This is a genomic window from Paenibacillus taichungensis (assembly GCF_003287275.1).
GTDB lineage: Bacteria > Bacillota > Bacilli > Paenibacillales > Paenibacillaceae > Paenibacillus > Paenibacillus taichungensis_A.
In genome coordinates this window covers 300,618-324,766 of record NZ_QEVW01000001.1, presented here as the reverse complement: position 1 = coordinate 324,766, position 24,149 = coordinate 300,618, and the positions used below count along the sequence as shown (strand labels likewise).

Below are 24,149 nucleotides of genomic sequence, written 5' to 3'. Positions count from 1 at the left end.
TGTACCCTTTTCCCTATACAGAGGATTCTTGCTGATCCGGATGCACTAGCAATTTGCGCATAAATATCCATCCGATGAGCGGGAAAGCTCCAAGCGTCACAATAAGCCAGGTTAACATTTGTAACGAAGGACCGTTCATGACCGTGAGAATAAATACGGCAAGGCCAAATAAACGACCGACCATTAAACAAAGCTCCCTTAATACGACAAGTTCAACTCTTTTCTCTACATTTTCGCCGCTCGTACCCATCAGGTCGAATCCTGCCGAAATCATCGGCAAAATATACAACGGCATCGACAAGGCAGACCCAATCCCCATAATTAAAAGCGTACCATAGCTGACCTTCCATAATAGCGGAATCAACACGATGAATAACAATATCGCTCCGGCTAACATTCCCTTGGACCTGTATTGCGGCTTAAACCATTTTCCTGCGGCCCAGTAACTCACCAGTGCTACGGCAGAAGTAATTAGTGAGAACTGCCCTAGCTTATATTCCTGCTTAGTTGCCACATAGACGAGCAATGCAATGAGAAAGGCAAATACCCCTTCCCGCACGCCTTGTGCAAACAGTCCCATACCAAGCGGCCTCCATGCGCTATCTTTAGCAGATAGCTGTCGCCAAGGTTCAGACCAGCGGTATGTGCCGCTGACCTCCCTTTTTTTCAGAAAAAAACTGAACACAACGGCAATCACATATATGACCAATGACACTGTGAAAATAAGGCGATAACCCGAATTATCAACCATTCGTGAAATAATCAGACCTGAGAACCAAGGGCCGATAATACCTGTCATCGAACCCAGTAAACCCACCCAACCATTGAACAGGTCCCGATTCTCCCGGTCAGTCACCTCAAAATAAACCACATTGAACGCAATCCAGAACAATCCCAGTGCACACCCAAACAAAATCCCCAGAGGCCATATCCAGTCAACCGCTTTTGGCCCGGCCCATAACACAAGCATGTAAAAAATACCTGACAAGGCCGTTCCCAATCGCAACGCACTCATTTTGTTATGTTCCTTGACCCACTTTCCCGCTAGCCAAAATGTGAGTCCCAGTGCAATTTGCTGGCTTATCGTGAACCATCCAAGCATGGCGTAGTCCGGACGGCTTTTCCATAGATACACATTCAGAAACGTCCCCGACAAAGCTCCGGCTAACACAAACAATCCATTCACGCCTAGTAGCAGAATGGATTGTCGGCCCAGAGAAATCTTCATCTGCTCCCTCCTTATTCCACCTGAAGTCAGCACTTCACAGGCAAGGTCTCAGGGTTAACGTACCCCAAGCAGAAGGAAAACATGATGAATTTCCGGAATATTATATTTTCAGAGCGATATGCTCCCTTATTTCCGCGCACTCAAATTCTGGATCAGACGCAGACGATCATCCTCGGACAGGTTATATTGAACCTGGAAGCAGCCTGAGCATACATACATTTGTACAGAGAACGGTGCATCAAGCAACGAATCCGTACCAGTAACGGCATTAGCAACTGGATTGAACGTATCCTTGCTTGCCTTCTGTGTACCCGTGAGGATCATGAATTCACGGCAGTGTGGGCATTCCGGAACCTCTTCCTGCAAATCAAGCTGCTTCTCCACGCCTTCTTCGTATTGAATCAGATCATTGCCCTCATCCGCATACTTCGTCAATGTACGAAGCTCCGGCAATTTCAGCTCTACTTCATCTCCCCATAGATTGGCCAGATCCGTAGTTTGTTCATCGTCCTCAACATCATCCATATCATAGATGTCTTCCTCGGCTTCATTGTTCTCTTCATCACCGATATTGATGTTTAGTGTACGATATCCCTTTAACTCATTGTGACAGTAAGGGCATTCTTCTTCAGGACCTAGCTCCTCATCCCATACAATCTCGGTGTGGCACCATGGACATACTGTTGGTTCCATATTGAATCAACCTTTCTCTTTCAAATAATCATGTATTTAACACATAAATGACGCCGATGGCAAAAAATACAATCGATGCAGCAAACAGAATCCGTATCAATATTTTCATGAAAGGTCCCCCTACATGATGCTCGCGCCAATAACAAATGACAACGAGACGGAAATAATCATGGATATCAATCCAACGGCCCGGTTATCCGCTTCAATCTCCTTGTCAATGGAGAAAACCGGTGTCAGAAACTCGAATAGAAAATAGGCAATGAGCAGAAGGACAAACCCTACAAATGACCATGTCATAGCTTCATACACCGATGATTTGGCCTGAATGCAAAAATGAAGCACGTTGCAGATTCCAAAGATTTTTCCTCCTGTAGCCATCGCAACCGCCACATTGCCCTTCTTGATTTCATGCCAGCATTTGTACTTGGTCACCAGTTCAAAGCAAGCCAGAAATACAAGCAGCTCCATAATCGCTACGGAGAAAAATCCGAGCACCATCCCCAAGGGATGAGACAGCAATTCGTCAATCGTCCCTTTCACTCACCGTTCCCCTTCCCCATTCTGCTGCCTGAACTCAGTCAGGCGGCAGAACTTCTTTGATTCCTGGTCGGGCTATTCCAATTCTGCGACGGTCACACCGTTTCCGCCTTCTCCGTAATTGCCCAGCCGGTAACTTTTTATATGTCTATGCTTACGCAGGTAATCCTGAATACCGGAACGCAAAATTCCTGTTCCTTTTCCGTGGATAATATAAACCTGACCCAGATTAGCAAGGAAAGCTTCATCAATAAAACGATCTGTCTCCATCAGGGCTTCTTCCAGATTCGTCCCCCGCAGATCCAGTTCACTTTTCACATTGTCATCGCGAGTTCGTTTCACACCAGTTACCGGTTTCTGCTTCGGTTTGGATTCTGATGGGGCAGACTGCTGTAATTCAAGGTCATTCAGGGATACTTTCATTTTCATGATTCCCAATTGAACCATGGCATCCTTGGTGCCTGACATCTCCACCACATGACCTTTTTGATTCAAACTGTAGACAAGAACTTCATCGCCCGGTCCGATGGCCCGAGACTTCGTTGCCGTTGGAGTACGTTTAACTGTCTTCTTGCGTTTCTCAGGTTCAGCTTCATCCAGTTGTTTGCGAGCAGCAATAAGTTTGTGCTCCTTCACGGATGCGCCTTCTTCCATGGCGAGCTGGCGAAGATCGGCTATAATCTTCTCAGCTTCCGCTCTTGCCTTGTCTACAATGTTGCGGGCATCTTCTTCCGCTTTTTCAATGCGTCGGTCACGCTGCTGTTCCAACTTCTCCAGTTCGGCTTGATGACGGCTGCGCAATTTCTCCATATCTTGGCGCAAACGCTCTGCACTCTCACGTTCTTGCTCCGCAGTAAGCCGGTTTTCTTCCAGGGAAGCAATCATATGCTCTACGCGCTGATCTTCCTCTTTCACTTCGCCACGGGCGTAATCCAGAATGTATCCTGGCAGGCCCAGCCGCTCCGCAATTGCGAACGCGTTACTCCGTCCCGGCACACCAACGAGCAGTCGGTAGGTAGGGCTCAGTGTGTTAACGTCGAATTCCATGCTGGCATTAATAACACCTTTGCGCTCATAAGCGTAAGCTTTCAGCTCACTGTAATGCGTTGTTGCTACCATGCGGCATCCGGTCTGATGCATATGCTCCAGAATGGAGATCGCCAGCGCAGAACCTTCTGCAGGGTCGGTACCTGCCCCAAGTTCGTCGAGCAGCACCAGACTTTTGGTCGTCATGTTCTTCAATATCCGAATGATATTCGTCATATGACTGGAGAACGTACTCAAGTTTTGTTCAATACTTTGTTCGTCACCGATATCCGCATAAATCGCATCAAATACGCATAGCTGGCTGCCGTCTTCGGCCGGAACGAACAAACCTGACATCGCCATAAGGCTGAGTAACCCAATCGTTTTGAGCGTTACTGTCTTACCACCTGTGTTTGGACCCGTTACGATAATGGACGTATAATCGTTGCCGAGTTCAATGTCAGTTGGCACCACATTTTCAATCGAGATCAGCGGATGGCGTCCCTTTTTGAGCTTGATGAATCCGCGATCGTTCATACGTGGCAATGTGGCTTTCAATTCACGGGCAAGACGTGCTTTGGCAAATATGAAATCGAGCGATCCCAGCAGGTCAACATCATACAATAACCACTCTGCCTGTTCACTGACAAGTGCCGTTAATTTCTGCAAAATCACTTCAATTTCGCGTTCTTCCCGGATTCGGGTCTCGCGCAATTTGTTATTCATCGCAACGATGGACTCTGGCTCAATAAACAGCGTTGCCCCCGAACCGGATTGATCATGTACAATCCCACCAAAGTACGAGCGATATTCCGATTTCACGGGAATCACGAAACGGTCCCCCCGAATTGTAATCAGCTGGTCCTGCAGCATTTTGGATACCGTAGAAGAACGGATCATTGAATCCAGTTTTTCACGGATGCGTGCTTCACCGCCGCGCAGCTCACGACGAATCTGCGCCAGTGTTACACTCGCGCTGTCTGAAACTTCAGCATTGTCGTCAATACAGATACGAATCGCATCTTCAAGCGTTTTTTGCTCAGATAACTGATCACTGATATAGAAAATGGATTCCACTTTTTCATCATCGTGGAGTGCAGCGATCTGACGTTTCAATCGACGGGCTGCCAAAGTGGTGTTCGAAATTCCCAGTAATTCATGCGGGTTCAACGTGCCCCCTATTTCGGCACGTTTGATCGAAGCGGTAATATCCACAATGCCCCCAAAAGATGGAGAGCCTTTCAGACGATCAAACGTAAAAGCTTCATCGGTTTGCTGGAGCAGTCTCTTCACTTCTTCCAGTTCACTGATCGGTTCCAATTGTTCCGCTTTCTTTTTTCCCATCGTAGTCTGGGCAAAGCTTTGCAATGTATTTAAAATTTTGCGATATTCCAATGTTTGTAAAATTTTCGTGTCCAAGTGTACAACTCCTTCCAAACTATAACTGTATTATAACGAAAGAAACTTTCTAGCGCTATTTAACGAATCCTTCCACACATAACTTGGGACATAGCGCCGCAAACTACAGGTGTCAGGATTGTGCAACCTCACCATTGAACAGGATGTACAATACTCAATCTGCTCTGAATAAAGGAGGTATAACACCATGAATTTTCTGGGACATGTCGTGCGATTTATTATCGCCGCAATTGTATTGATGGTCGTCAGCTGGATCGTACCCGGATTCGCCGTAGGTGGTTTCTGGAGCGCACTGATGCTTGCTCTAGTTATCGCTCTGCTTGGCTGGGTTGTTGAAGGCATCTTCGGTAAAAGGGTTAATCCTTTTGGCCGCGGTATAGTCGGCTTCATCGTCAGCGCACTGGTGATCTGGATTGGTCAATATGTCGTAGATCATGTGCACGTAAGTCTGCTTGGTGCCGTTCTGGCTGCATTGGTCATTGGGATCATCGATCTGTTCATCCCGGTTTCCACCCCTTTTGATGCCGGAAGAAGATCCAAAGATCACGCATAGGCTCCAACGTAACGTACCTACTCCCCATAGGTCTCCCCTAAACCTCTGATGGCTTAACGCCTGAAGAGGTTTATTTTTTAGGTTTTAAGCATGCTGATGTTCAAAAAAACGACATAGGCAGCATGTACAGGCATCGCTGATTTGCGGTATGATGACTTGAGAAATCATTCAAATTTTATCCATATCACGCTGATTAAGGAGGCATATGATGAAGAAAGGCATTGCATGGCTTGTAGCCTGTATGTTGATTCTGGTCCTTGCTGCCTGTGGTGGAACCGGACAATCCGCAGAATCAAACGGCGAGTCCGATTCGAGTGCAACTGCAAGCGAAGAACTGGTAATCAAAGCAAGCAACTATGAATTTGATCAACCTGAATACCATTTGAAAAAAGGTGTCCCTGTTAAGATTGTTTATGAAAATACAAACGGAAACCATGGCGTTCTCGTGCCCGAGCTGAACCTTCGGCTGGATACCCAGAACAATTCCAAAGTGATCACTCCTGACAAAGCAGGGGAATTCGAAATGTCCTGTTCTGTGTTTTGCGGAAGCGGTCACAGCAGCATGATCTCCAAAATTATTGTTGAAGAATAGTGTTCAAGACAAGGAGCCCCCGTAGCGACGGGAGCTCCTTCTTCATTATAACAAATTGTACAAGAGTGCGCTGTCCAGGATTCCAGTTATGACGTAATCATCTGCTAGGTCTGATCCTGTTCAATCAATTCAATCCATTCGTTATATTCCGTCTGCAATTTCGTATATTCATCCCGCAATTGGCGGTAATCTGTATTCAGCTGCTCCGCCTTTTCCTGCTCCATCTCACGTTCAACCTGCAGTAAACGCAACTGATTGGCCGCAAGTTCATACCGCTCACCGATATCCAGCAGTTCATTTTCCATCGTTTGCTTTTCTTCAATTGCTTCTGCACGCTGCTGGGCAAGCTGCTGCCGCTCGTGTTCCAGCTCTTCTACCTTCTCCACACTGGCAGCACTTTCTTTCTGCCAGAGATTCAATTCATTCTCCAGCGCAGTCCATCGATCTTGCCAGGACTGTTCCTGAGCCGCCCATTCATCTGCACGACGTTGCCAAACCTGATCTTGTTGTTCCGCTTGTTGCTCTGCTTGTTCTACTCGTGAGCTTAGCTCAACTTCCCGATCAGTCAGTTCTTTCAGGCGAGAGGAGAGCTCTTCCTGTTTGGCAGACAATTCTTCATGCTTAATCTGCCACTCAAGCGCTTCTTCTTCTGTCTGAGTCAGTAAGCTGCCTTGTTCATCGATCCGCGCAGATAGCTGATTGGCATGCTGCCTGGATTCTTCAAGCGCACGCACGATTTCTTTCTTCTCTTCGCTCATCTCATTCAGCTTGCGAGTATAGTCTTCTTCGCGCTGCAATGCATCACCATAATCCTTGCGGATTTGTTTATAATTTTCCTGCAGCTTGTTCAATTCTTCACGTGCTTCATTCAATTCACCATCAAGCTCTTTATGTTGTAGCTCCAGACGACCAGCTTGTGCAATGTAACGTTCTGCTTCTTCGCTGGCGTGACGAGCTTCTTCTTTAACAACGGATAATTCATCATGAAGGGACTGTACACCTGACTCCAACGTTTCATTCTGTTCTGCAGCTTCAAGTACCTGTGTCTCCAATTCGCCGATCTCGATCAGACGTTGTTCAGCCTGCTCTTTCCAGGACTGCTCGCTCTGCGTCAGTGCACCAAGTTCATGTTGCAATGTGCGTACTGCCGCATGGGCCTGTTCGAGCACTTTTTGCAGCCTGCGCTGCTCATCCTCGGATTTCACTTCGGCTTCACGGAGTTTCTTAATTTCCTGTTCAAGTTGACCGTGCTGATCCTGTACTTTTCGCAGCTGTGCTGTCAGAGAAGATTCACGTTCAACGGTCTCGTTATACTGCTGTTTCCATTGCTGTTCCGCTTCCCGGAAATGTTCTGCCTCAGCTTCTGTGCTGCGGAGTTGTTCAGTCATCTGAGCACTATCAACTTTTAATTGTTCCAGCTGCTGCTCCAATTCCGTAATTCGACGAAGCTGAACATCCTGCTCCTGTTTGTACACGGCTTGTTCATCGCGCAGCGTTTCAGTTTGATTACGCTCGTGTTGGAGCTGTTGCTCCTGATCCACGACAACTTCTTGAGCATTCTTGAGCTGCTTACGCACCTCGGCCAATTGGCCTTCAACACCGGCGAAGCGCGATTTAGCCTGTTTACGTTCTTCTTCCAACTGCTGATTCAGCTTGCCTTGTTCTTCTTGCAGCAAAGCTTCAGCAGTTGCCGCAGCTTCGTTCGCCTGAGTCTGGGCTGCTTCATGGATTTGCTTAAGCTGTTCTTCATAAGCCGCTTCTTTTTCCATCCATTCCAATTCCGCCAGTTCAGACGACTCCTTGAACGTTGCATTCAGCTGTTCAATCTCAGCCAGTCGCTTCTGCTCTGCTCGTTGCTGCAGTGCGGCTTGTTCCTCTTTTGCCTTTTCAGTCAGTTCTTGAGCTTGATTGATGGCAGCTTGCTCTGCCTCCTGTATACGCTGCTCCATCTCAGACTGGAGTTCACGGTATTCACGCTGGGCTTCTGCCTGAACCTTTTGCAACTGAGACTCGGCTTGTTCCAATTCAGACAAAATTGCTGCTTCAGCTTGTTCCTTCGCCGATTGTACTTGCTGTGCAGCCTGAACCTCGATTTTTTGACGTTCTGCCACGGCCCGAGCTTCCGCTTCTTTCAGTTGAGCTGCCGTCTTATCCTGCAGCTCCTTGTATTGTGCAGCCGCTTTGGCCTGGGCTTGCTGCAACTCATTTGCTGAACGTGTCTGTGCTTCCTTCAGCTGAGCTGCCGCCTGAGTCTGTGCATTCCTGAGTTGATTCGCTGCTTTTTCTTCCGCTTCTTTAAGACGAGCCTGTGCCTTCTCCTCAGCTGCTTTCAGTTGCGCCACAGTTTGAGCCTGAAGCTTTTGCTCTCGACCTGCTGCCTGAGCGCGTTCCTGTTCCAGTAATGTATTCAGCTTGGCTACTTCTGCCTGCTGATCCTTCTGGAGTTTTACGATGGCCTGTTCCGCCTCAGCCTTAAGTTTCATTGCTTCAGCGAGTTCTTGGTCCCTGCGTTCCAGTTCCTGCTGATGTTCATTTTGTATGGCATTCAGCCGATTGAGTTCATTTCTCATTTCGGTACGTTCACCGGTCAGCATTTTCAGCTCATTCCGAATTTCCTGAGTCTGAAGAGACTGCTCAGCCATATGTACAGCTGCCAGAACTGCAATACGCGGGGTATCCAGTCGGGAATTATGTTTGGAGATGGCGCTCATTCGCTCATCCACCAGGTTAGCTACTTGTTTCATATAGTCGGCACTGCTGCCAACCAGTTTATAGGAAGTCCCGTAGATCTCTACGGTGACGCGTGTACGATCAGGTATAGTCACAGTTGTGCCCTCCTTAAAGTCTGTATGTTGATTCTAAGCTGTAAAACAAAAAAAGTCACATCGATCCTCTAATGCTAAGGATTCGATGTGACTTCAAGCAATTCCTGCTAATCATTGTTCAAAAAATTGACTTATGTTCTATTTACGCAATTCGGCTCCAAATTGCTCCTCCAGACGAGCAACAACACGAGCATGAACCTCGGTAATTTCCTCATCCGTCAATGTGCGTTCACGGTTGCGATAAACGAGAGCCATCGCTACGCTCTTCTTGTCTTCACCCAACTTGCTGCCTGTGAATACGTCGAATACCTGTACGGTTTGCAACAGTTCGCCAGCAGATTCACGAATCGAACGCAGCATATCCCCAGCTTCGATATCTTTACTCACAACAACCGCGATATCCCGTTCAACTGCTGGGAATCGTGGAAGCTCACGATAACGGATATCCGCATCCGCTTCACTATAGATCGCTTCAAGCCCGATCTCGGCAAGATATACATCGTTCAAATCATATTGCTGCTGCAGTTCAGGATGCAATTGACCCATCGTACCAATCAGTTTGTCCTCTCCGCCATCTTTTGCTTCAAGGTATACCGATGCGGAACGACCAGGGTGGAAGCCTTCTGGACTGTTTGCTACCAGGCGAATGCGCTGCTCCAGACCCACATAGGCGAACAGGTTCTCAAGTGCACCTTTCAAGTCGAAGAAGTCCACTTTCTCTGCTCCCACATTCCACTGCTGGGATGCACGATTTCCGGTGAGCAACAAGCTCAGGACCGGAATTTCATGCGGTTGCTTCGTCAGTTTTTCTTCTTCAGTGAAGAACACACTACCTACTTCAAATACAGCCAGTGAATCATGCTTGCGGTTCATGTTATACACCGTTGCATCCAGCATTTGTGGCAAGATGCTCTTACGAAGCACGCTGCGGTCCTCACTCATTGGCATAGCCAACTTCACGGCTTTACTACCTTCTGTTAGAGCAGGGAACAATGATACTTTATCTGGATGTACGAATGAATAGCTGATCATTTCCTGCCAGCCACTACCTGCAAACAGGCCACGAATAGTGCGGCGCATTGCTTGCGAACGCGTATAAGCACCTGGTGTTGTTGGTCCTTCAATCAATGTGGTTGGAATATTGTCGTATCCGTACAGACGGGCAATCTCTTCAAACAGATCCACATCAAGTGTAATATCCCCTCTGCGGCTAGGCACTTCAACATCAAGCAGACCCTGCTGCGCATCACCACATGCAAAGTGCAAACGAGCGAAAATGGTTTTCACTTCAAGCAGGGACAATTCAGTTCCCAGATAACGATTCAGTTTATCCAGCGACAGCTGCACAACATGTTTATCCGCTGCGGCTGTTCCCGCTTCCACGATCCCCTGATGAACTTCGCCTTCCGCATAACGCTGGATCAATTCAGCCGCACGGTTCAATGCCGTAATGACAGCAGCCGGATCGACTTCTTTCTCAAAACGCATGCTTGCTTCGGAACGCAGCCCCAGTTGGCGTGACGTTTTTCGAACGGTTCCGCCGTCGAACTTGGCGGATTCCAGCAACAGATTCACTGTGGTTTCCGTTACCTCGGAATTCTCTCCACCCATAACACCCGCGATGGCTACCGGTTTCACGCCATCCGTAATGAGTAGCATATGCGGCTCAAGCTTGCGCTCTTGACTATCCAACGTCACGATCGTTTCGCCTTCTTTGGCCATCCGCACTTCAATGTGGCCCTTTTCCAGCTTATCTGCATCAAAAGCATGCAGCGGCTGTCCGTATTCCAGCATGACATAATTCGTGATGTCAACGATATTATTGATCGGACGGATGCCAGCGGCCATCAAACGGTTTTGCATCCACTGCGGGGAAGCTCCCAGCTTGATCCCCGTTATATAGCGTGCTGCATAATGACTGCATTGTTCACCAGCCGTAATCTCAACCGAGATATGATTCGCAGCCGCATCACCGATTTCCACCAAATTTTGAGTTGGATCAGGCAGTTTCACTTCACGACCGAGAATTGCACCAACTTCATAGGCTGCACCCAGCATGCTCAGACAGTCAGAGCGGTTCGGTGTCAGGTCCAGTTCAAGAACATGATCGTCGAGACCAAGCACTTGGCTGATTGGTGTACCAATCTCCGTTTGTGAAGGCAATACGAGAATACCCTCCTGTTGGTCTTTCGGCAGCAACTTGTCGTTCATGCCCAGTTCTTTCGCAGAGCAGATCATGCCAAGGGATACTACACCGCGCAGCTTGGCTTTTTTGATATCGAGTCCGCCAGGGAGCTTCGCTCCTACCAGGGCAACGACTACCTTTTGACCGGCATCCACATTTTTCGCACCACATACGATCTGCAGATCTTCTTCCTGTCCGGCATCAATCACACATACATTCAGCTTATCAGCGTCAGGGTGCTTCTCCTTGCTCTTCACGTAACCGACAACCACGTTGTTCACGCCCTGGTTCCGGTTCTCCACTACATCAATCTCAACGCCCGCACGGGTGAATTTCTCTGCCAACTCCTGCGGTGCCACGCCTTCCAGCGCGATATAATCAGACAGCCAATCTGTCGATACTCTCATGGACGTTCACTTCCTAATCTATGAATTGGTGTTGCAAATGAAGGGCGTTCGCCCTGTATGCTATTTCAGTAATTACAGTCGTCCGAATTGTTTCAGGAACGCCATATCACTGTTGTAGAAATGACGAATATCATCAATGCCGTATTTCAGCATGGCGATACGCTCTACACCCATTCCGAATGCAAACCCACTATATTTCTCCGGATCATAACCGCCCATCTCGAGCACTTTCGGGTGAACCATACCGCCGCCCAAAATCTCAAGCCAACCTGTCTGTTTACATACACGGCAGCCACTGCCACCACATTGCACACAAGTGACATCCACTTCAGCACTTGGCTCTGTGAACGGGAAGAAACTTGGACGGAGACGAATTTCGGTGTGTGAACCGAACATTTCGCGCACGAATTGCAGCAAGGTACCTTTCAGGTCACTCATGCGAATGTTCTCGCTAATAACCAAACCTTCAACCTGATTGAACTGGAACGAATGCGTCGCATCGTCATCGTCACGACGGTATACTTTACCCGGACAGATAACTTTAACAGGCACTTCACCTTTCATGCTTTGCATCGTGCGAACCTGAACCGGGGAGGTATGCGTACGCATCAACAGATCTTCCGTTACATAGAAAGAATCCTGCATATCACGCGCCGGGTGGTTCTTCGGCAAGTTCAGTGCTTCGAAGTTGTAATAATCCATTTCAACCTCAGGACCTTCTGCTACGCGATATCCCATACCGATGAAAATATCTTCGATTTCCTGTACCACTTTGGTCAGTGGATGCAGTCCGCCCTGACGTCCGCGACGCCCTGGCAGGGTCACATCAATTTTCTCGGATTGCAGACGTTTCGCCGTCTCTTCCTTCTGGAACTGCTCCTGCTTGCTGTCAATGACTTCTTCAATCGCGCCGCGAACATCATTGGCAACCTGACCAATCACCGGACGTTCCTCTGCACTAAGCGCACCCATACCTCGCAAAATCTCGGTCAATGCACCCTTTTTACCCAAATACTTTACACGCAGATCACTCAGCGTCTGTGGATCGTTCACGCCAGACAGTTGCTCCAGCGCTTCAATCTTTAATGCCTCCAAACGTTCTTTCATGTGTAAATGCCCCCTTTATGTGGTTTAATGCAACAAAAAAAGGCCTTCTCTCCCCTGAAGGGACGAAAAGACCGTGGTACCACCCTTGTTAGACATTCAGTGCTGCCCGGCCCTTCCGGCCTGCAACATGTTTGCCTCACTCTATACGGAATAACGACCGTTAACCGTTACCCCCTACTGAATCCTGCGATGAGTCGCAAGATATGGTTCAGGGAACCGCTCCGGAGTGAATTTCAGCAGCCTTGTTCTACAGAAACGCTCTCAATCTACGGCGCTTCCTCCCTGTCCAGAGGCACTGCTTACTTGTCTCCATCATCACGTTTGCATGTCAGATAAACCTTCAAATTTACTGATGATCGTCCATTATTATATGCAAAATCGCTCGAAATAGCAAGCCGTAACGCCATATGTTCAAACGTTAAGACAAAAAGTAAATCGGCATAAGCTTCGTCAATCCATTACTTCTGTTTTCGCAGCTCGTGCAACTGTTTCAAACGACGCTGAATTTCGCGAACCTCGGCAACTTCTGCCGCCCGTTCAATTACATCATCAGGCCTAGTCAACACATCATTGCCCGCACTGTTCATGGGAGATAACAACTCGGACAACCGCATTTCAAGCCGCAGCCGTTCATCATCTGACTCGCGTATCTCAAGCGCGGACTCTCGCAATTTGATGGATTGCTCCCAGTCCTCCACGCCACCTTCGAACAGTGTAGCCTTTCCATCGGGCTTCAGATCAAGCAAGCGGCTGGCGAGTACTTTGGTCAGCATACGGTCATGGGATACGAGCACAAGTGCTCCGGATGCCTGCTTCAATATATTCTCCATCACTTCCTGTGTGTCAATATCCAGATAATTGGTCGGTTCATCCAGCACCAACACGTTGGCTCCGCCGAAATACAACCGCAGGAATGCAACTCTGCACTTCTCCCCCATACTCAAATCCCCAATACGCTTGAACACATCATCTCTTGAGAATAAAAAGCATCCCAGAATGGTACGTGCAGCACTTTGTGTCATGGATGGAAGACTGAGCAAACTATCCAGAAGTGTCTCACTTTCAGGTAACCCCTCAAGCTCTTGCGAAAAATAACCGATTTTCAGTTGTGGATGACGTGTCACTTTGCCCCGGGAAGGTTCCAGCTCTCCAATCATCAGTTTGAGCAGTGTCGTCTTGCCTGTGCCATTCGGTCCACGTACAGCAAGACGATCTCCACGTTCGACCGCAATCCGGATATGGTGAAGCAATGTCGGGCTTCCCGGATAAGCAAAACTAACGTCTTCCAACGAAAGGAGCTGGCGGGCAGCCAGCGTGTTCACTTGCAGCTCCATGTTCAATTTTGCAGCTTCGCGGGGTTTATCCACCCGTTCTTTCTCCAGGCGCTCCAGTTGTTTTTGCTTGGCATGGTAGCGGGAAATGTTCTTGTTGGCTTTCGCTTTGTAGAAGCTCTGAGTTATTTTCACTTCCACATCGCCTGCTGAATTATGAGCCTGATGAAACCACTGCTGATAATTGCGGATTGTCTCTTCTAGCGCTTTCCGTTCCAGCTCCTGCTTGCGATACGTTGCTTCCTGCTCACGTAATTCGCGTTCCTTATGGCCTTTATAATCCGTGTAGCCTCCTTTATATTTGGTCAGTGCATCCGGGCTAAACTCAATGACACCCGTTGCGACCTGATCAATAAAGGTCCGGTCGTGAGAAACAAACAACAATGTTCCAGCATAGGCCGAAAGCCATTCTTCAAGCCAGCGCATGCTCTCTTCATCCAGATGATTCGTCGGTTCATCCAGAATCAGAAATTTGGGTTTACTGACCAGCAATCCTGCGAGACGGGCCTTCGTTTTTTGCCCACCACTCAAAGAATGATACGGCCGATTCCAATGTTCCGACGATAACCCCAGACGAGTCAGTACCTTCTCTACCTCAGTCTCCCACATATACCCGTTCAATTGCTCATAATGCTCCATCGCTATCGTATAAGCTTCGAGCAGCCGCTGCTCATCTGCCGCTCCACTGTTGCTCATCCGTTGTTCCAGTAATTCCAGGTCACGCTTCACCTCGTAGATCCGCCCACTTTCCTGTCGGACAGCATCAAGCACATTTATCTCAGGCTTGATCAATGAGCGCTGGCGCATGAAACCCCACTCCTGCTGCGGAATGTGACGTTCGATGCGTCCACCGCCCTCTTCTTCTCCAAGAATGATGCTTAATAAGGTGGTCTTGCCACAGCCGTTGCGACCTAGAATGGCGAGCCGCTCACCTTCATTTATTTCGAGATTTAATCCTGCAAACAACTCATTTCCGTTCCACTCTTTCGATACTTCATGTAGGCGTACCATTGTCATCATGAGGCCTCATCCTTCCTGCAATTCAAAATAAAAAAACCGCTAGCATCAGCCGGCGGTCTGGCAATTCAGGATTGGATAAAGCGTCAAAAAACAAGCATAAGATACCCCACGGTATGAACAAAGAACCCTTAAAAGGGTATACACAAGCTAAGCCAGTACAGCCTGCCTGTTTCCATACCTGATCCCATAGCTGAATTTGGACACACGAATCCCCTCATTGCTCAGCCGCTTTTTGGCTGACTGCGTCATAAACTCTCTGCAGTTACTGGGGTTGAATTCATGTGTTTTACTTCATGGGATGTATGGTTACCTCTCATTCATGTGTAGTATCGATTTCTTCGTTATTGTACCAGATGATGGGGAAAAATCAAAGGTTTTGAATTAAGCTCAATGACATTCTCCATTTAAACATGACTTAAAATATATTAACTTCGAAAAATAAGAAAAAACCCTTGTTTTCACAAGGGTTTCAGGTTTTGCATTAGTTAAGCGGGTGATGGGAATCGAACCCACGCTATTAGCTTGGAAGGCTAAAGTTCTACCATTGAACTACACCCGCACGAATGACGATCGGGACGACACGATTTGAACATGCGACCCCCTGGTCCCAAACCAGGTGCTCTACCAAGCTGAGCTACGTCCCGTCAAGTTCCGAGGAACATTAACATGAATTTCACAAAATTAATATACCATGATCATCCAACGCTTGCAACTTCTTTTTACCATTTCCCCTCTGACCTTTCGAAACAAAACAAGACAGAAGCGTGTCCACGCCCCTGTCTTTCCTTACCCCGTGGGTTTATCCACATCTCTCAAAAACTTTTTTTCAAAATCAGCTGCCAGAATGGGTTTGCTGAAAAAGAACCCTTGAGCCTCATGACAATGCTGATCACGAAGAAACGAAAGCTGGTCCTCATTTTCAACGCCCTCCGCCGTCACTTTCAACTGCAGGTGATGAGCCATTGACGTAATAGTCGACACAATTGCCGCATTATTGCTGTCCTCCATCACTTCATTGACAAAGGAACGGTCAATCTTGAGGCGGTCAATCGGCAGATCTTTCAAATAATGCAGTGAACTGTACCCTGTACCAAAATCATCAATACTGATGTGCACACCAATTTCCTTAATTTTGCGCAACTGCTCAAACGCACGATCCTTGTCAAAAGTCATGCTCTCCGTAATTTCGAGTTCAAGCCACACAGGTTCCAAGCCTGTCTCCTTGAGAATGCCGCTGATGTTGTCCAGCAGATGAGAATGCCTGAATTGTCTCATGGAAAGGTTAACCGAGACACATAGCTTGCGGTAACCCGCTTCTTGCCAGCGCTTGTTCTGTGCACACGCCTCACGCAATACCCATTCTCCAAGCGGTACGATCAGCCCGCTCTCCTCAGCAAGAGGAATGAATTCCCCAGGGGATACTGAGCCTCTCAGCGGATGCTGCCAACGCACCAAAGCCTCCATACCGACAATCAACCCACTTGCCAGATTAACCTGCGGCTGATACACAAGATAGAACTGCCCACGATCCAACGCTTTGCGCAAATCATTCTCAAGCTGCAAACGTTCCTGGGCTTTCATCTGCATCGCATGGGCATATCGGTTTAGCTCTATTCCCTGCTCTTTGGCATTATGCAGCGCCGTATCCGCATTCTGGATGATCTCTTCCGGTGAGTCACCGTCATGCGGGAATATCGCCATACCAATGCCCAACGTGAGATGATACTCGTTCCCATCCACCGTTACAGGTTTTTCAAACAGTTGCAGGATCGATCTTGTCCGCCGCAACGCCGTATCTGTTGTGCAGAAGTCTGTCATTGTCAATACGAACTCATCTCTTCCCAGTCCGAACACTTCCTCTCCCGGGAGCGAAGAATGTTTCAGACGCTGTCCTACCTGACGAAGTACACGGTTAGCCGCTTGTTGGCCTAACGAATCATTAATCGTTTTGAATCGGTTGATATTTAATACCAAGACACCGACAAGCTGCTCCTCTACCATAGCTGCATTCATCATCACTTTTAGTCGCTGAGAAAGACGACGGCGATTCGGCAGTCCTGTCACATCATCGTGGTGAGCAATGAAGTTCATTTTTGCTTCCGCCACCTGTTGTTTCAGGAAAGGTGTATCTACCACAGACGAATACAGACCCTTCTGGATAAAGAAATAGCCCAAACAATCGCTTAACAGACCTAGCAGCAGATTGAGATCATTAATTTTCGTAGCAGAGACAAAGTAACATTCCCCAAAGAAAAAACAGAGGATTGCACAAAGAATGGTAGGCAGATCGCCATCTTTGCCTTTTTTCCATTGAACGAATAACACGACCGCAGTCACGCCATACAGGATTCCGATCAGAAAATGAATTCGGGTAAACATGCCGCCAAGCACATTCCCCTCCAGCAAGTTCGGCAGTATAGCCCATTCCTGAATTGCCACTGTATACAAAACAACAAAAATACCGAGTGTTCCACTGAAAATTAGAAATTTGCGTGGTAACGCAATTTCCCTCTCGTTGACTGCATATATGAACAGCAAACCTGCCGCACAAACAAGAGATCCAAGCGAAATCATCTTCAGCGAGAATTCCGACTCCACCATCGCGCCATTTGGCATTTCTTCGGCAAAGGAAACGATGTGAACCAACTCAAACAAACCAATCAATAAAAATAGCGTAGTCATAAGGACCCTACGGAGGGTCAGTCTTTGAGTCTGAAATAACCAGCTTTGATTATAAATGCCGATACAGGCCGCTGCCGCAGCGAAGCCACCCAAGAGCGTCAAAACCGGGTAACCCGATATGATCAGATCAGAGCTTGCGGAGGAACGAAACCATTGACTTGCGAGGAAACACAATAAGCCGCCTATCGCGACCCAACCTATTTTTCTCTGATCTTGCTGATTAGCCTTCATGCCGTGTTTTTTCCTTCCCGGGATCGCCTATCCTGAAATAACCTTAACGATATAAATCTAATTTGTTACAATATTCGACATTTTTATATCTATCAACGTTCAATTCACATGTGAAAACATGCTATCTGGTACATAATAACATTTATTTCCGCAGACGTGAACAAAAAAAATGAGCATTTCTAGGAATATTTATTCATAGATATGTAGAAAAACAAGGCAATAAGAACTAAAAAAACATGAACTCCCCCTTGGAGTCCATGTTTTTTTAATTTACAACTGCATTTTAGACTAATTTTCGCCACATGTGCACTATTCGACTTAAAACGCTAATGCGCTAAAGTTATAGACGTATTAGATCCCTTCTCTTGTTGACTTGAAGTCAATTTTCAAGAATTATGCAATAAGCTTATTTATCAAAATTCACTTCTGGTGTTGTCAATTTATCATAGAAATCAACAACCTTATCTTTGTCTTCCGACGAACGCAGTGCCATCGCCGAACGAGGATGCTCGTCCAATGTACCTGTAATCATATAAGGCAAAATGTAACCCCACTCTTCTTTTTCACGGAGAGGGACCATCAATTGCTCCAATACACCAAGTACTGGACGCAGGTTGTATTTTGTTCCTTTCAAATGAGCAACGAGCAGTTCAGTGGGACAGTTTCCTGCCGCACGTCCCATACCGTATACGGAAGCATCCAGTAGTTCAACACCAAGCTCAGCTGCTACCAATGAGTTCGAGAACGCCAGTTGCATGTTATTGTGTGTGTGAACGCCAAGACGTTTGTTCGGCAAATGAGTCTTGAACTTCTCCACCAGATATTTCACATCGTTATGATCCAGGCTTCCATAGGAGTCTACTATGTATACAACATCCACAGAACTTTCCTTGATCAGTTCAAATGCTTCCAGCAGTTCATTTTCCATAACATTAGACAATGCCATAATGTTCAGCGTTGTTTCATATCCGCGATCGTGGAATGTTTGGACCAGAGCAAGTGCCTTGTCTACATCTTTGCTGTAACAAGCTACACGGATCAGATCCAGCATGCTTTCGCTGCGTGGCAGAATGTCATTCTCGTCCACACGTCCAACGTCAACAAGTGCAGACAATTTGGTATTTCCTTTTTGCGGAATTACTTTGCGCAGGAAATCATCATTCAGAAAACGCCATGGTCCTGCTTCTTCTGCACCTTTTAAGAGCTTAGGTGAGTTTTTGTATCCAATTTCCATATAATCAACGCCAGCTTCATTCAATCCAGCATAGAGCTGTTGAACAAAGTCCACGCTAAAGTCCCAGTTATTTACCAATCCACCATCACGGATTGTACAATCTACTATTTTGCAATGATTTGTCTTCATTAATGTCTGCTCCTTTTCTGACCAACTTGTGTATTCCTCTCATGATACTTGAACGTAACAAGAAAAGTAAAGGGATTCCCGACTTATTTACTTCGATAAGATTTCCATATCCGATCAATCTCACTCATCTCGGAATCGTCTGGAGATTTCTTCCCATAGCGCACAGCGTTATAGGTATCTGGTAGCATTGCAGAGAGCTTCTGATCATCTTCTCTGGCTCCATGCTGAACAATTGTCTCCGCAGCCTCCAGTGGCGTGTGTGCACCCTGTATATGTACGCCCCGGTGTGCAGCTCTGTCGATCCACTTCCGATAATAAAACCGAACACGTTCAGCTTCCTGTGAGGGGAGCGACTCCTTCTTGCGGAACCAGGATTTGCGCGTTTTTGCAGGCGCCTCTAGTGTTTCGCTAATGTCCACATACTCCGTCCGGGGTTCTACCTTCTTCTGACCGGGCTGCAGCAGCCCTTTGAAACGCTCCATAAGTTTGTTTATCGCCTTCTGCCCCAAACGTAAGATTAGCCACAAGATCACAACTGCGACAGCCCCCATGACGACCCAACCCAGGATATCCCAGAAAACAGAGGGCTCCCCAGTTGATTCCATCCCTTCAGGTATCATAGGCGGTTCATTTGGAGCTGTAGGCGTAATAGGTGGCTCCTGATTGGAACTCGAGCCTATTAAACCTCTGATCCAAGCAAGCAGACGGTCACGCAGTGGTCCTAGCCAAGCAACAAGACTGGGAAAAGCACCAATTCCAGCGATCACAATCAGCATCCATAACAGACGCTGGTGATTCGCCCGGGCAAACTCACGTAATACGATCCTTCTTGAGCCATCATTTAATATCGCACGATCCAGCTGCACACTGTACTGGCCTACCAACCAGCCAACAAAACTGATTACCCCCGCTGCATATATGGTTCCGGTGTAAGCCCGAAGAGGTTGCATAAATTCAATTCCATTGGCAGCCCCACTAAGCACAATTGCACTAACTACACCCCAAATCTGCAAGCGCCAAATCAAAATGGAACGGAAGACAGGTTGAAAATTCAACCCAATATAGGCTGATATAACTCCCCATACCACTGCCGTCAGCAACTCAGGTAAAGGAAATGCCCATATAAGTGCGATAACCAATGAGACCAACAGCCCCATAAGCAACGTTGCACCCCATCGAATAACCGTGTTCTTTTCGCTGATGGTTGGTAACCTATGCTGTACCCATTGACCTAACCAGCCAGCAACAACAAAGATAGCCATTAATGTGTATGGAAAATGTCCCGTTGCATAGAGGGAAGTAAGCGTTAATAGCGGATAAAAATATACCCCAATCAACAGAACGGCCGACATGGATAGAAGTACTTTTTCCTTGGTATTGTTGCTGTTGGATTCATTCATGCACTCACCGCCTTGGAATTGCTTTTCCCACCCTCTACGGGGAGTATGGTCACACGGTGACCTTGCTCATGCAAACGCGCAATTTCATGTTCCATAGCTGGAGATACATAGGACGTAATTAAGAGATAACTGCGAACCTGCTGAGCCTCTTCATTCCGTTCTACTTCGTCACTCAGGAACTGCTCCATGGGAACCATGCATTTCAGCTCCGTCTCTGCCATAGCTTCCAGTAACATTTCCAGATGAGGACTGCCGTAATCCGGCTCAATACGCAATGGATCACGTCCTCCGCTCACACGGTACCCATTATGAGCAAATCCCGCGGGCAACCCTCTTCCAATCGCATCTACCGCTGCCGTTGCCGCATAACGTAGTGCCCGTTCGATCATCTCCGGGCGGGTAACGACACTCCACATGTCCGCCGACTCCTGAATGTTAACCACAATCCAGGATTGAGGGTCCGCAGTCCATCCCTGCTTATAAACCTGCAATTCTCCAGTGCGTGCACTCGCTTTCCAATGAATACGGTTCATCGGATCACCCGCACCATACGGTCGTACCCCGAGAATCAGAAAGGGATCTTCAACAATCCAACGGGATACCTCAACCTCACCCTGCCATACCTGATAGATCGCAGGTAGATCCTCCGCATGAACAAGTGAAGGATATACGACCATGGACAGATGGACGGGGATAGGTTTCGAGGTACGCCAGAGGCCGAACAGGTCCCCTCCGGTCATGGTTACAGTGTTTAACGTGTAGATCCCGCGTCTGCTGCATACAAAAGGATGCTTGCGCGTAATACGAGTAAACGGTTTCAAAGTAAAGATACTTTTATGATTCTGATAAATATCTCCTTGACTGATATCCATGCCCGAGCCAGAACGGAATATAAATGAAACTGGCATCATAGCTTCAAGTCTGAGCCATGGAACCGATATCCGTTTTTCGTTCGCAATCGTCTCAACCATCTCCAGCTCATCCCCGGCGTAACAACGCATTTTGCTGAACTGTCTGGTGTACTTCAGCTTGCGTAAAGCCGGACGGCCGAACCATATGCCGTGTACTCCAATAACAATGCCTCCAACAACGACAAGCCATAGTAATGCCATACGTTATCGCCCGCTGCCTGTAGCAAGATTCTCCGTCGGCACTTCAGTCTGGCTCAGAAGTTCCTGAATAATACGCTCCGCCAAGCCCTCTTGTTGTCTCACCCGGTTGCGGAATACAAGCCGATGGGCTAACACGGGCTCCGCCAATACTTTTATATCATCAGGGAGAACGAAGTCTCTGCCATGTAGAGCAGCCCAGGCCTGACTTGCCTTGAGCAACGCCTGAGCTCCTCGTGGACTTACGCCTAGTGAAAGCTCAGGATGCTGCCTAGTCGCTTCTGTCAGACGGATAATATATCGCAATAGATCTTCGTCGATTTGGACTGATGTATAAGTGCTCTGTGCCTCAAGCAGCTGCTCGCGACTAATGATAGAGGACAGATCGGCAACAGATCGGCTCGCTACCGTACGTCTCAGAATTTCTACACTTTCTTCACTGCTCGGATAGCCCATTCGGATCTTCATCATGAAACGATCCATCTGTGCCTCGGGTAACGGAAAAGTTCCCTGGTTATCTACCGGGTTTTGTGTGGCAATGACGATAAATGGTCGTTCCAGCTGTCTGGTTGAACCATCAATACTGATCTGCCGTTCCTCCATACACTCCAGCAAACTGGACTGGGTACGCGGTGTAGCCCGATTAATCTCATCCGCCAGCACCAGGTTGGCAAACAGGGGGCCAGGTCTGAATTCAAAGTCACCTTCTTTTTGGTTGAAAAAATGAATACCCGTCAAATCAGATGGCAACAGATCCGGTGTGAACTGAATACGCTGGAAGGTACAATCCAGTGAAGAGGCTACTGATTTGGCCAACATGGTTTTCCCCGTACCAGGTACGTCCTCCAGAAGGACATGCCCCGAGGCAATGATTGCTGTCATCACAAGCTCAATCGTATGGTCTTTGCCCACAATGATCTTCCCTACATGGTCCATTAGCAGTTTGTTCATTTGTTCCATTCCCTGGATATTCATAATTGGTTCTTCCTCCCGTATATTGAGCTATGTATTCGCATTCATTCTAACTATAACCCTAATCGTCCCAACAAAAAACAACAGGAATCGGCGGGTTGGCCAATTCCTGTTCGCATAACTCTTGTCTTTACACCAAAGGAAGCATAATGATGAACCGGGTGCCTTCCCCTTTTTTGCTATCCACAGAGATGTTGCCTCCGTGATTTTTGATAATGCGATAACTCACGGATAGCCCCAATCCTGTTCCGCTCTCTTTGGTGGTGAAAAACGGGTCAAACAGGCGCACAAGAGTGTTGTGGTCCATCCCCTGTCCATTATCAGCAATGGAGATCTGCACATACTTGTTCTCGGTTCCCGTAGAGATCTGAATCAAGCCAGTATGCTCTTCTCCCACATCCTCGATGGCATCCATTGCGTTTTTAACCATATTCAAAATGACCTGCTTAATCTGTTTGACATCAATGGACACATTTAACGGGACTTCTGCTTCATCCAGGGTAATCTCGCACCCCTTCATTAATCCTTCGCTTTCTGTCAGCAAGACCACCTCTTTGAGCAAAGAGTTAACAGACATAATGGTCTTCTGAGGAGCTGACGGTTTCGAGGAATTTAGAAATTCGTAGATAATGTCGTTCGCTCTGTCAATCTCCGTTAGAATGATTCGAGCGTACTCGTCTTTCCCCAATTGTAGCAAATGAGGACGAAGCAACTGGATAAATCCGCGGATAGCCGTCAAAGGATTGCGAATTTCATGGGCAATCGATGCCGAAATCCGCCCCAACATTGCAAGTTTGTCATTTTGATAAGCGGTCTGCTCAATCTGTTTATAATCGGAAACATCCTTCACACTGAAGAGGAAGTCCCCATCCATCTGATCCCCATACGTTACTGTAACCAGCCAATGCCTGCCATACTCGTCAATCAGTTCATGATAGCGCTTACGATGAAAGATAGTTTCCCGATAGATGCGTAAAATTTTCTTTTTCTTGAATCGGCTCATCTGTGGATGATGCAGCATTTGCATCAGGGTGCAGCCGCTCAATAGACTCCTAGGAAGCTCCAACAATTTTGCCATCTGAACGTTAATAAACGTCAATACACCATTACTGTCAAACAACATTATTCCGCTATCCAGATGCTCCAGGACATTCTCATATTTGTTGTTATCCAGATGTACAGGCGGGAATCCATCCGTTGGTCGAGGCACTGTATCCTGAAATTCACTAATCATGTCAGGTTCCTCCTTTTCACGTAAATGATAAACTTGCCATTCGGACATCATATCATCACAGAAACAGGAAGGGCCGATTTTATTTTTCATTACCGGTGCCCTTTCATTAGGGGGCTGAGCCGAAAATATGGATGGCATGTCCGGAACCCAAGCTGGTCTATTCCGGGTAACCAAGAGTCGATCCGGAAAACAATATACGTCTGTTCCATTCTAACCTTCTCCTATTCCCAAACAC

Annotated in this window: 16 protein-coding genes and 2 tRNA genes; 2 read left to right on the top strand and 16 right to left on the bottom strand. The window is 47.4% G+C overall.

Annotation, left to right across the window (positions count from 1 at the left end):
* Positions 1-13: 13 nt before the first annotated feature.
* From DC345_RS01695 to DC345_RS01680, 4 genes are all read right to left on the bottom strand, one after another.
* Entirely contained in the window at positions 14-1,228 is a 1,215-nt protein-coding gene (locus tag DC345_RS01695; RefSeq protein WP_113051627.1) for an MFS transporter, read from the bottom strand.
* A gap of 126 nt (positions 1,229-1,354) precedes the next feature.
* Positions 1,355-1,921, bottom strand: coding sequence for a hypothetical protein (locus DC345_RS01690; RefSeq protein ID WP_113051626.1), 567 nt, complete (start codon positions 1,919-1,921; stop codon positions 1,355-1,357).
* A 120-nt stretch (positions 1,922-2,041) separates the two neighbouring features.
* Positions 2,042-2,461 (bottom strand): DUF350 domain-containing protein, encoded by a 420-nt coding sequence (locus DC345_RS01685; RefSeq protein WP_162842430.1) that lies wholly within the window; start codon positions 2,459-2,461, stop codon positions 2,042-2,044.
* Positions 2,462-2,533: 72 nt separating this feature from the next.
* Positions 2,534-4,903: an endonuclease MutS2 gene (locus tag DC345_RS01680; protein WP_113051625.1), complete on the bottom strand. Its 2,370-nt coding sequence runs from the start codon at positions 4,901-4,903 to the stop codon at positions 2,534-2,536.
* 187 nt (positions 4,904-5,090) lie between these two features.
* On the opposite strand from DC345_RS01680, the gene DC345_RS01675 reads away from it, so the two are divergent.
* Together DC345_RS01675 and DC345_RS01670 are read left to right on the top strand one after the other, a co-directional pair.
* Positions 5,091-5,456, top strand: a complete 366-nt coding sequence (locus tag DC345_RS01675) for a phage holin family protein (RefSeq protein ID WP_053780442.1) — start codon at positions 5,091-5,093, stop codon at positions 5,454-5,456.
* 208 nt (positions 5,457-5,664) lie between these two features.
* Positions 5,665-6,048, top strand: coding sequence for a cytochrome C oxidase subunit II (locus DC345_RS01670; protein WP_113051624.1), 384 nt, complete (start codon positions 5,665-5,667; stop codon positions 6,046-6,048).
* Between the two features lie 104 nt (positions 6,049-6,152).
* Here DC345_RS01670 and zapA read toward each other — a convergent pair whose 3' ends face one another.
* From zapA to DC345_RS01610, 12 genes are all read right to left on the bottom strand, one after another.
* Positions 6,153-8,873: a cell division protein ZapA gene (gene zapA, locus DC345_RS01665; protein ID WP_113051623.1), complete on the bottom strand. Its 2,721-nt coding sequence runs from the start codon at positions 8,871-8,873 to the stop codon at positions 6,153-6,155.
* A gap of 138 nt (positions 8,874-9,011) precedes the next feature.
* Entirely contained in the window at positions 9,012-11,465 is a 2,454-nt protein-coding gene (gene pheT / locus DC345_RS01660) for a phenylalanine--tRNA ligase subunit beta (protein ID WP_113051622.1), read from the bottom strand.
* Positions 11,466-11,537: 72 nt separating this feature from the next.
* Positions 11,538-12,572: a phenylalanine--tRNA ligase subunit alpha gene (gene pheS / locus DC345_RS01655; RefSeq protein WP_024628331.1), complete on the bottom strand. Its 1,035-nt coding sequence runs from the start codon at positions 12,570-12,572 to the stop codon at positions 11,538-11,540.
* Between the two features lie 458 nt (positions 12,573-13,030).
* A complete protein-coding gene (abc-f, locus tag DC345_RS01650) occupies positions 13,031-14,923 on the bottom strand; it encodes a ribosomal protection-like ABC-F family protein (protein WP_113051621.1) in 1,893 nt (630 codons plus the stop codon).
* A 488-nt stretch (positions 14,924-15,411) separates the two neighbouring features.
* Positions 15,412-15,482, bottom strand: a tRNA-Gly gene (locus tag DC345_RS01645).
* Between the two features lie 11 nt (positions 15,483-15,493).
* Positions 15,494-15,567, bottom strand: a tRNA-Pro gene (locus DC345_RS01640).
* A 142-nt stretch (positions 15,568-15,709) separates the two neighbouring features.
* Positions 15,710-17,836, bottom strand: coding sequence for a bifunctional diguanylate cyclase/phosphodiesterase (locus DC345_RS01635; protein ID WP_113051620.1), 2,127 nt, complete (start codon positions 17,834-17,836; stop codon positions 15,710-15,712).
* 406 nt (positions 17,837-18,242) lie between these two features.
* A complete protein-coding gene (locus tag DC345_RS01630; RefSeq protein WP_063564204.1) occupies positions 18,243-19,199 on the bottom strand; it encodes an aldolase catalytic domain-containing protein in 957 nt (318 codons plus the stop codon).
* A gap of 83 nt (positions 19,200-19,282) precedes the next feature.
* Complete coding sequence (locus DC345_RS01625; RefSeq protein WP_113051619.1) at positions 19,283-20,599, bottom strand: DUF4129 domain-containing protein; 1,317 nt, start codon at positions 20,597-20,599, stop codon at positions 19,283-19,285.
* Complete coding sequence (locus DC345_RS01620) at positions 20,596-21,711, bottom strand: DUF58 domain-containing protein (RefSeq protein WP_113051618.1); 1,116 nt, start codon at positions 21,709-21,711, stop codon at positions 20,596-20,598. The genes DC345_RS01625 and DC345_RS01620 overlap by 4 nt, the downstream gene beginning before the upstream one ends.
* A gap of 3 nt (positions 21,712-21,714) precedes the next feature.
* Positions 21,715-22,683 (bottom strand): AAA family ATPase, encoded by a 969-nt coding sequence (locus DC345_RS01615; RefSeq protein WP_113051617.1) that lies wholly within the window; start codon positions 22,681-22,683, stop codon positions 21,715-21,717.
* A gap of 127 nt (positions 22,684-22,810) precedes the next feature.
* Positions 22,811-23,914: an ATP-binding protein gene (locus DC345_RS01610; protein WP_113051616.1), complete on the bottom strand. Its 1,104-nt coding sequence runs from the start codon at positions 23,912-23,914 to the stop codon at positions 22,811-22,813.
* Positions 23,915-24,149: the final 235 nt, after the last annotated feature.

Coding starts and splice junctions, on each gene's coding strand:
- DC345_RS01635 (WP_113051620.1), bottom strand. CDS start 17,836: ATGAAGGCTAATCAGCAAGATCAGAGAAAAATAGGTTGGGTCGCGATA.
- DC345_RS01690 (WP_113051626.1), bottom strand. CDS start 1,921: ATGGAACCAACAGTATGTCCATGGTGCCACACCGAGATTGTATGGGAT.
- DC345_RS01615 (WP_113051617.1), bottom strand. CDS start 22,683: ATGAATATCCAGGGAATGGAACAAATGAACAAACTGCTAATGGACCAT.
- pheS (WP_024628331.1), bottom strand. CDS start 12,572: ATGAAAGAACGTTTGGAGGCATTAAAGATTGAAGCGCTGGAGCAACTG.
- DC345_RS01675 (WP_053780442.1), top strand. CDS start 5,091: ATGAATTTTCTGGGACATGTCGTGCGATTTATTATCGCCGCAATTGTA.
- DC345_RS01610 (WP_113051616.1), bottom strand. CDS start 23,914: ATGATTAGTGAATTTCAGGATACAGTGCCTCGACCAACGGATGGATTC.
- DC345_RS01670 (WP_113051624.1), top strand. CDS start 5,665: ATGAAGAAAGGCATTGCATGGCTTGTAGCCTGTATGTTGATTCTGGTC.
- DC345_RS01695 (WP_113051627.1), bottom strand. CDS start 1,228: ATGAAGATTTCTCTGGGCCGACAATCCATTCTGCTACTAGGCGTGAAT.
- DC345_RS01625 (WP_113051619.1), bottom strand. CDS start 20,599: ATGAATGAATCCAACAGCAACAATACCAAGGAAAAAGTACTTCTATCC.
- DC345_RS01620 (WP_113051618.1), bottom strand. CDS start 21,711: ATGGCATTACTATGGCTTGTCGTTGTTGGAGGCATTGTTATTGGAGTA.
- abc-f (WP_113051621.1), bottom strand. CDS start 14,923: ATGATGACAATGGTACGCCTACATGAAGTATCGAAAGAGTGGAACGGA.
- DC345_RS01630 (WP_063564204.1), bottom strand. CDS start 19,199: ATGAAGACAAATCATTGCAAAATAGTAGATTGTACAATCCGTGATGGT.
- pheT (WP_113051622.1), bottom strand. CDS start 11,465: ATGAGAGTATCGACAGATTGGCTGTCTGATTATATCGCGCTGGAAGGC.